The organism is Frankia sp. CcMO1 (genome assembly GCF_977945845.1).
Window position 1 is genome coordinate 1 of sequence record NZ_CDWTMG010000225.1, and the last position, 8,165, is coordinate 8,165.

The following is an 8,165-nucleotide window of genomic DNA, read 5'->3' on the forward strand; positions in this document are numbered from 1 at the left end:
TTTACGGTGAGCAGTGCTCGGGCATGCACCAACACGATGGGTCGTTGTCGACATAGAGAATCCGCGACTCCGGCGCGACCTCCTGGACGACCTCATGCAGGTTCGGCGCGGTCGGCAGCCCGGTGCCGATATCCAGGAACTGCCGGATGCCGTGCTCCGCCGCCAGGACGCGGGCCATCCTGACCATGAAGTTCCGGTTGGCCCGCATGGACGTGGGCAGCTTGAGCATACTCCTGGTGAACTCCGCGGCCGCCGCCCGGTCGGCCGGGAAGTTTTCCTTGCCGCCGAGTATGTAGTCGTAGACCCGCGCCGAGTGCGGAACGTCGATCTTCAGGTCGACGTTCCGCGGCGCCCAGTCCGGCACCACCGAGCCGTAGGTCCACCCGGCGTCGTCACCTCCAGCCACGACTCCCCCTATCTCTGACAGCGCCCATACACAGACACACTGATTATTCCTCCCAGACTCTCCCATGACCCCGTAATGGCGGCATCGGATGGGGTCGAGGAGTGACGTCCTCGGGGAGTGATGCGTCCTGGGATGCGGGGCATGCCTGGAGTGGAGTCCACGGACGTGCTGTACGAAGAGCGACGATCTAGCGACTCGCCGGACTCGCCGGAGCGAATTTTGGGGACCCGAGCACGGTTTGCAGCCCCTGGACCGTTCCTTGCTCCCCAGAACTCGGCCGCCCCCGGGCTCCGGGGGCGGACACTGGACGGAGATCATCGTCTCGTGAGCACCGAGCTGATCGATCTGTCGGTACCTATCGTGACCGGCATGCCCGTCTACCCGGGGGATCCCGAGGTCGACGTGTCACCGGCACTGACCGCGGCCGAGTCCGGCGTCAACGTGCAGCGCCTGCACCTGGGATCACAGACGGGCACGCATGTCGACGCCCCCTTCCACACCGACGACTCGCTGCCCAGGGGACGTAATGAAGTAACAAATACGTGATCGAGAGCATCATCGCAGGTCACAGGCCTGTGGAGGGTTCGAAACGCGCAAGTTATTTCATTTCGACTCCCCAGGCTCGACGAGGTTCCGCTACAACGTTTCACCGGACCCGCGGTTCTGCTGGCTGCACGGGGCTACGGCCCACAGGCGGCGATCGGCCCGGAGGTGCTGTCGGGCCCATTTACCCGCCCGTTTCCCCACGATGTCGTCGTCCTCATCGTCACAGGATGGTCCGTCCACTGGGGCCGCGACGGGTACCTACGATATCCCTATCTCGCGCCGGACACCGCGCGGGCCCTCGTCGACGCGGGTGTCCGGACGGCCGGTATCGATGCGCTCAGCGTTGATCGGACACCCGGACCGGGGCAGGATGTCAGTCTCGCGGCCCACCGGATTCTGGGTGGGGCCGGTGCCGTCATCGTAGAGAACCTGACCAGTCTCGATCGACTTCTCACCGCCCGGGCGAACGGGCGGCCCATCCACATCGCCCTGTTCCCGATTCCGCTCGCCGGAGCCGACGGTGCCCCGGTCCGGGCAGTCGCAAGCGTCGGCCCCACGGATCAGCTCCCCACCGCGTGCCGTCGCAGCAGCGGGTCGAGTTCGCCGGACGTGTCCCCCACGACGTTCCCGCCCGCCGGTGACGCATCGGCCGTCGGCCCGGCCGGCGTCGCCGTACCCGAGGGCATGATCCCGGCGGGAGCCACCAGCCCACCGTGCGTCCCCGGGGGATTGACCTGCACCCGGCCGGGGCGTGAGGTGGTCGAGCGCGTGCCCACGCGGGGCGCGGGCCGGATGGCCGGCCGGGCCGAGGCCACGTCCCCACCGTCAACGCCGTCAACGCCGTCAACGCCGTCAACGCCGGTCTCGCCGTAGCCCGTCTCGGGGTACCCGGCGAACCGGGCGAGATCGTCCCCTTCCGCGTCCTCGTCCAGCCCCGGCTGGCCGGCCACCAGAGCGCCGAGGTCGATCGTCTCGGCGCCGGCGATCGCGAGCTCCTCGTCGGTGAGCTCCTCCACCGGCTGCTGACCAACCCGCTCCGCCAGGGGGTCCGGTCCCGGCTGGCGCTGCCGGTAGGCGAAGGAGGACCCGATCGGGGGCCGCCGACGCCGGGCGGCCCGCTCGGCCTCGATCCGCCGGTCTACCGCCGCACGCGCGGCGGCCAGCCGCCGCGCGGTCTGCGCCGACCGGCGAAGATAAACGAGGTACGCGCCGAGTACGGCATCGACGAGGAACTGCCCGGCGATCCACAGCCCGCCGAGGATGGCGGCCAGCACGATGCTCACCGGAAGCAGGACGAGCAGGACGAGCAGGCGCTGCCGACGCACCCGCATCAGGGCGGCACCCTCGGCGTCCGCCCGGCGCTCGGGACCGCGCGGAGGAACATCCGCCCGCGGGTCGTCGGGGTGCGCACCCGACCACTGTGGGCGGTTGGGGCGTCCGTCCTCCGAGCCCCCGCCCTCCGGATCCTCGCCAGCAGACCCGCCGCCGGATAGCAGCGCGCCACCGGTCGAAGCGTCCTCGATGATCGGCATGCCGGACGCGATGGGCATCCCGGGGACGACGGGCTGCCCGCCGGGGGCTCCGGCCTCCCGGGACGGCCCGGCGGACACCGAATCCCCGAGCTCCGCGAGGTCGACCGGTCCATCGAATTCCGCGTGCGACATTCCCGTTCCTCCCGCGGTGAAGACGCCGTCATGATCGCCGCCGAAACGATCGACGACGGCATCGCCCCGGCCGGGTGGCCGTCGGGAGAGCACCCGCCTCGCAACCGTGAAACGCTCGGTGGACCGCTGCTGCGCCGTCGTGTCGTGACGGCGCAGCCACATCGGGATCAGCACGAATCCCCAGACCGCGACGATCGCCACCCAGATCAACGCGCTCATCGGACCACGCCTGCACGACCCTGGTCGATCCCATCATCGACCATCATGATCCCGCCCGCCCCCATACTCCCACCCGATCCTGTGGTTACGTTGTCAATTTCGCGGGATCTGTGGTCTCCGTGGTGTTCACCGCTCCCGGGGAGAGGGAACAGCACGGGAAACGTGTCCCACCCACCACCCACCGGACGCACACCATCCGCGGCGAGCGCGGCGGGCGCGGGCGCTCTGACCATGAGGAGCCTCTTCTCGACACCAACGATTGCGATTTCGTAGTCGACGCTAGTGAGCGAAATCCACGTGGTCACCGACCCGGAGCCCGCGTGTCGCATCCGCAACTGGATGGGTGATGGTGGATGTGTCGTCGTCAAAACGCACCGCGGACCCCCCAGGACCGCATCTGACCTATGGAAGCCCTTGTAGAGAGCATCGACATCCGGTCAGGACCTTCGCTTTGTCACCGGATTGAGATCCGGAACGACGGGCGGTGACGAGAAGGGACTACGTCCGGTAACCGACACCGTCCCGGTGCCGGAGTGGAACGTGTCACGCGAGCCGTGGATCCAGGCATCGTTCTCAGGCGCGGCGGCACCGTCGGGCGCGGCACCGTCGGGCGGCGCGGCGGCCGCTCAGGGCCGGCTGTACCGGGTCTCCCGCCAGCGGTGCACCAGGCCCTCGGGGACGTCCTCGGTCGTCAGCGCGAATCCGATGTGGTCGCGGTAGCGGCCGTCGATGGCGAGGAAGTGCCGGTGCAGCCCTTCCTCGCGGAAGCCGAGCTTCGCGAGCACCCGCCGGCTCGCGGCGTTCTCCGGGCGCACATTCGCTTCCACCCGGTGCAGCCCGACCGGCCCGAAACAGTGGTCGACGACGAGCGCGAGCGCGGTCGGCGTGATGCCTCGACCGGCGTACTCGCTGTCGATCCAATAGCCGACCTGAGCGCTGTTGAACGCCCCGCGCACGATCGTGGACACGGTCACCTGACCGACGAGCCGCCCCTCGAAGGTGACCGCGAACGGCAACGTGGCGCCGAGCCGGGCCTGCTGGCGCAGGCGGTGCCACATCTGACGGTAGATCGAGAGGGTCTGGCGCTGCGCCCAGGTCTCGCGGACCATCATCACTCCGGGTGGGGTCGCCTCCCACGGCGCCAGCCAGTCGGCGTTGCGCAGCCGCACCTCGACCCACGTGGAGGCGTCACGCAGACGAAGCGGCCGCGCCTGGACCCGTCCGTCGGTCAGGACTGCCGGCCAACCCGGAGCTCCCACCGTCGCGCCCTATCCGGCGTCGGCAGCATCGGCAGCATCAGCTGGGGCTGGGGCAGGGGCGGCTGCGGCGGCTGTGGCGAGGCCCGCGGACCCCGCGGCCGGGTGCCCGTGGTCGTCGGCCCCGCGCAGCTGGGCGACGGCATGACCCACCACCCCGGCCAGCACGCCCAGCCCGTCGCGTACCCCACCGGTCGAGCCGGGAAGGTTCACCACCAGGGTGGCGGCGACGGTTCCGACGAGCCCGCGGGAGAGCACCGCCGCCGGCGCGGTCTCCCGACCCGCCGCGCGCAGCGCCTCGGCAAGTCCGGGCACGGCCCGCTCGATCACCTCGCGCGTCGCCTCGGGGGTGACGTCGCGGGGACCGAGGCCGGTGCCACCGGTGCTCACCACCAAGTCCACGCCGTCGGCGGCGGCGGACCGCAGCGCCACGACGATCTCATCCCGCTCGTCCGGGACGATCGTCGCCGCGCCCACCTCGAAACCGAGTTCGACGAGCCCGGCGACGAGCAACGGGCCCGACCGGTCGGCATAGATCCCTCGGTACGCCCGGTCGGAGACGGTGATGACCCGGGCCCGGGCACCCGCGGGAAGGTGGCGCATGCCACTCATTCCGCGGACCCCGCGCCCGGCGGGGGGGCGGCAGGCCAGTCTCCGGAGCGTCCCCCGGTCTTCGCGATCACTCGCACCCCGGTCAGCTCCGCGGCGGGATCCACCGCCTTGACCATGTCGTGCAGCGTGAGCCCGGCGACGGCGACGGCGGTCAGCGCCTCCATCTCGACGCCGGTCCGGTCCGCCGTCCGGACGGTGGCCGTGATCGCCACACCGTCGTCCCGTACGTCCAGCTCGACCGTGACGCCGGAGATCGCGATGGGATGGCAGAGCGGAACGAGATCAGGCGTACGCTTGGCCCCCATGATCCCCGCGACCCGGGCGACTGCGAGGGCGTCGCCCTTCGGTACCCCCTGCCCGCGCAGCAGCGCCACGACCTCGGGAATGACCCGCAGCATCCCGGTGGCGGTCGCGGTACGGGCAGTGACGTCCTTCGCCGACACGTCGACCATGCGGGCCGCGCCGCGGTCGTCAACGTGGGTGAGCCGGGCTGCGGTCACCAGGGCACCGATCCGGCGGCCCGGGCCGCGGCCGCGTCCCCCCGGCCGGCTTCAGCCCGCGAGCCGAGGTCCGGGGAAGCCAGGTCCGGGGCATCGACGTCCGCAGTATCCGCAACCGCCCAGGCCGTGCCGGAGAGAATGGCCCTCAATCCGTCCGGGAGCAACAACGCCGGCAGCCGGCTGCCCGCCGACACCTCGGTAACCTCCTCAGGGATGATCAGCAGCGCCTGCGCTCCCGCTAGCGAGGTGAGCTGATGTGACCCCTGCCCGCCGGCCAACTGGGCGACGGTGGCGGGTTCCAGGCACCCGCCGCCCCCGCTCCGCTCCAGCCCCACCCGCAGGAAGGACCTCTTCCCGAGAGGGGAACGCAGGTCGGATCCGACGGTCACGACAATCCTCGGGAGCCCGGTGCCGGCGAGACCGCGCATCCGTTGCAGGGCCGGGCGGACGAACAGCTCGAACGAGACGAGGGCGCTGACCGGGTTCCCCGGCAACGTGAAGACCGGCACACCGTCGACCAGGCCGAAACCCTGCGGCTTGCCCGGCTGCATCGCGACCCGGTCGAACCGGACGGTCCCGGTCCGCGCGAGCACCTCCTTGACGACGTCGTACGCCCCGACGCTGACGCCACCGGTCGTCACCACGGCATCCACGTCGGGAAGCACCCCGTGCAGGGCTGCGGCGAAGGCGTCCGGCTCGTCGGGCACCCCGGCCAGGCGGCGTACCACTGCGCCGGCCTCCCGCGCCGCGGCGGCGATGCCATGGCTGTTCGAGTCGACGATCTGCCCGGCGCCCAGCGGTGTACCGACCTCGACGAGCTCGGTCCCGGTGGACAGCACCGCCACCCGCGGCCGGGGATGCACCGGCGGGCGGGCCACGTTGACCGCGGCGAGCAGGCTGATCTGCGCGGAGCCGATGATCGTCCCGGCGGGGAGCACCAGGGCGCCCGGGGCGACGTCCTCCCCCGTCCGGCGGATGTGCAGGCCACGGCGCGGCGCCCGCTGGACCGCGACGGTCTGGCAGCCACCGTCGGTCCACTCGAGCTGGACGACCGTATCCGCTCCCGGGGGCAGCGGGGCCCCGGTCATGATGCGTACCGCGGCGCCGGGGACCAGCGCGGCCGGCGAACCCGGACCCGCGGGGACGTCGCCGATGACCGGCAGGGAGACGGGAGTGGCCGCCGACGCCTCGGCCACGTCGGCGGCCCGGACGGCGTACCCGTCCATGGCCGAGTTGTCGAACCCGGGAAGCGCGACCGTCGCCCGGACGTCCGCGGCGAGCACGCATCCGTGCGCCTCGTCCAGCCTGGCCTGCCGAGCGCGGGTCGGCCGCACCGTCGCCAGGATCCGCTCGAGGTGTTCATCCACCGAAGTCATGGGCGCCCGTCCATTTCTCTGCCCTTCGATGCACCACCCGTCGCGCGCCGGGTCCGGCATCACCCAGGCTACGGCCGTCGAAGCCCGGGCACCTCTTACCCGCAGTTACCTTCGGGTACCTCCAGCGGTCGGGACGGGGCGCATCCGCTCCGGGCCTCCCGGTCCGAACGGCGTGCCGCGACCGCCGGGCGCTGGCCGGTTCCAGGAGCGTTCCGGTCCTTGCCGGAGTCGTCGCCGGAGCCGTCAAGGCCTACCCGAAGAGAAGCCAGCACATCCCGAGACCCTCAAGCGATGAAGCGGATAAATTTGAAAAATATGGATAAATTAGGACAATGCTGCCTTCGGGCCGCCGGACGCGACATACTCCTCGATCCACGGGTACAGCTCGGGGCCAAGGTCGGCGCGCTCGCACGCGAGCCGGATGACGGCCTTCAGGTAGTCCACCCGATCGCCGGTGTCGTACCGCCGACCCGTGAAGATCACCCCGTGCACGGGCTCAGTGTCGGTGTCGGTGCCCCCCGCGGCACCGGCCGGTTCGACCGCCCGTAGCGCCAGGATCCGCAGGGCGTCGGTGAGCTGGATCTCCCCGCCCCGTCCCGGCTCGGTCCGCCGCAGGACATCGAAGATCGTCGGCGAGAGGATGTACCGCCCGATGATCGCCAGATTACTCGGAGCCTGCGCGACCGGTGGCTTCTCGACCAGGTCACGGATCCGCACGATCCCGTACCGGTCGTCGGCACCGGTGCCGGTACCAGTGCCGATGGACTCCACCGTGGCGACGCCGTAGAGGGAGACCTGGTCCTCGGGCACCTCCGTCAGGGCGATGACGCTGCCCCCGAAGCGGCGCTGCACGGCAAGCATCTCCTCGAGCAGCAGGTCCCGCTCGTCGATGAGATCGTCACCGAGGAGGACGGCGAACGGCTCGTTCCCCACGTGCGCCGCCGCGCAGAGCACGGCATGACCGAGCCCACGCGGCGACTGCTGGCGGACCGAGTGGACCTCGGCCAGTTCCGCCGACGCCCGGACCCGACGGAGACGAAGATCGTCGCCCTTCCGTTCGAGGGCCGCCTCGATGTCCGCCTCACGATCGAAATGATCCTCGATCGCCTTTTTCGTGCGGCTTGTGACAAGCAGGACATCACGCAGACCGGCGCGGGACGCCTCCTCGACGACGTATTCGATAGCCGGCCTGTCGACGACCGGCAGCATCTCCTTGGGGACGGCCTTCGTCGCCGGCAGGAAGCGGGTCCCCAGACCCGCGGCTGGAATTACCGCCTTCGTTACTGGCATAGCCGAAACCTTAGTCGGGTCCGTGGACACGGGCACCGCCCACGGCCCCGGCACAGGCAATGCACAGCTCACGGCGGCCGCCGGTCCCGCCCGCCGCTCGCCCGGACGTGCGCCGCGGGTCCGAGAACGAGCCCGCGGCACCTCGTGCCACCCGATCCACCACCGACAACACCCCTACCAGTAACTGGCAACACCTCTACCAACCGACAATATCACTACTAGTTAGTATAAATGCCACAATTTGTAACCTGAGAACCCTCCATCCAACATCACGCCCACGTTCACGTGTCGTATGC

Annotated in this window: 6 protein-coding genes and 2 pseudogenes; 1 reads left to right on the forward strand and 7 read right to left on the reverse strand. The window is 70.6% G+C overall.

Going from position 1 to position 8,165, the window contains the following annotated elements:
• Nucleotides 1-406 (reverse strand): annotated as a pseudogene (locus AC08OU_RS20000) (SAM-dependent methyltransferase); the annotation flags it as partial.
• 324 nt (nt 407-730) lie between these two features.
• Between AC08OU_RS20000 and AC08OU_RS20005 the strand changes: the two are divergent.
• Nucleotides 731-1,291 (forward strand): annotated as a pseudogene (locus AC08OU_RS20005) (cyclase family protein); the annotation flags it as partial.
• Between the two features lie 221 nt (nt 1,292-1,512).
• Here the strand turns inward: AC08OU_RS20005 and AC08OU_RS20010 are convergent.
• From AC08OU_RS20010 to AC08OU_RS20035, 6 genes are all read right to left on the reverse strand, one after another.
• Nucleotides 1,513-2,835: a hypothetical protein gene (locus tag AC08OU_RS20010; protein ID WP_476602339.1), complete on the reverse strand. Its 1,323-nt coding sequence runs from the start codon at nt 2,833-2,835 to the stop codon at nt 1,513-1,515.
• A gap of 626 nt (nt 2,836-3,461) precedes the next feature.
• Nucleotides 3,462-4,094 (reverse strand): GNAT family N-acetyltransferase, encoded by a 633-nt coding sequence (locus AC08OU_RS20015; protein ID WP_476602044.1) that lies wholly within the window; start codon nt 4,092-4,094, stop codon nt 3,462-3,464.
• Between the two features lie 9 nt (nt 4,095-4,103).
• Nucleotides 4,104-4,703 carry a MogA/MoaB family molybdenum cofactor biosynthesis protein gene (locus AC08OU_RS20020; protein WP_476602045.1) on the reverse strand — a complete coding sequence of 200 codons (600 nt, stop codon included), beginning with the start codon at nt 4,701-4,703 and terminating at the stop codon, nt 4,104-4,106.
• A complete protein-coding gene (gene moaC, locus AC08OU_RS20025; protein ID WP_462203809.1) occupies nt 4,700-5,203 on the reverse strand; it encodes a cyclic pyranopterin monophosphate synthase MoaC in 504 nt (167 codons plus the stop codon). Before moaC ends, AC08OU_RS20020 begins: the two co-directional genes overlap by 4 nt.
• Entirely contained in the window at nt 5,200-6,579 is a 1,380-nt protein-coding gene (glp, locus tag AC08OU_RS20030; protein ID WP_476602046.1) for a molybdotransferase-like divisome protein Glp, read from the reverse strand. Before glp ends, moaC begins: the two co-directional genes overlap by 4 nt.
• A 324-nt stretch (nt 6,580-6,903) precedes the next feature.
• Nucleotides 6,904-7,869 (reverse strand): UTP--glucose-1-phosphate uridylyltransferase, encoded by a 966-nt coding sequence (locus AC08OU_RS20035; protein ID WP_476602047.1) that lies wholly within the window; start codon nt 7,867-7,869, stop codon nt 6,904-6,906.
• Nucleotides 7,870-8,165 lie beyond the last annotated feature (296 nt).

What these genes read in the sequence shown, in the direction of transcription:
- AC08OU_RS20010 (WP_476602339.1), bottom strand. Translation starts at nt 2,835, where the DNA reads ATGAGCGCGTTGATCTGGGTGGCGATCGTCGCGGTCTGGGGATTCGTG.
- AC08OU_RS20020 (WP_476602045.1), bottom strand. Translation starts at nt 4,703, where the DNA reads ATGAGTGGCATGCGCCACCTTCCCGCGGGTGCCCGGGCCCGGGTCATC.
- glp (WP_476602046.1), bottom strand. Translation starts at nt 6,579, where the DNA reads ATGACTTCGGTGGATGAACACCTCGAGCGGATCCTGGCGACGGTGCGG.
- AC08OU_RS20035 (WP_476602047.1), bottom strand. Translation starts at nt 7,869, where the DNA reads ATGCCAGTAACGAAGGCGGTAATTCCAGCCGCGGGTCTGGGGACCCGC.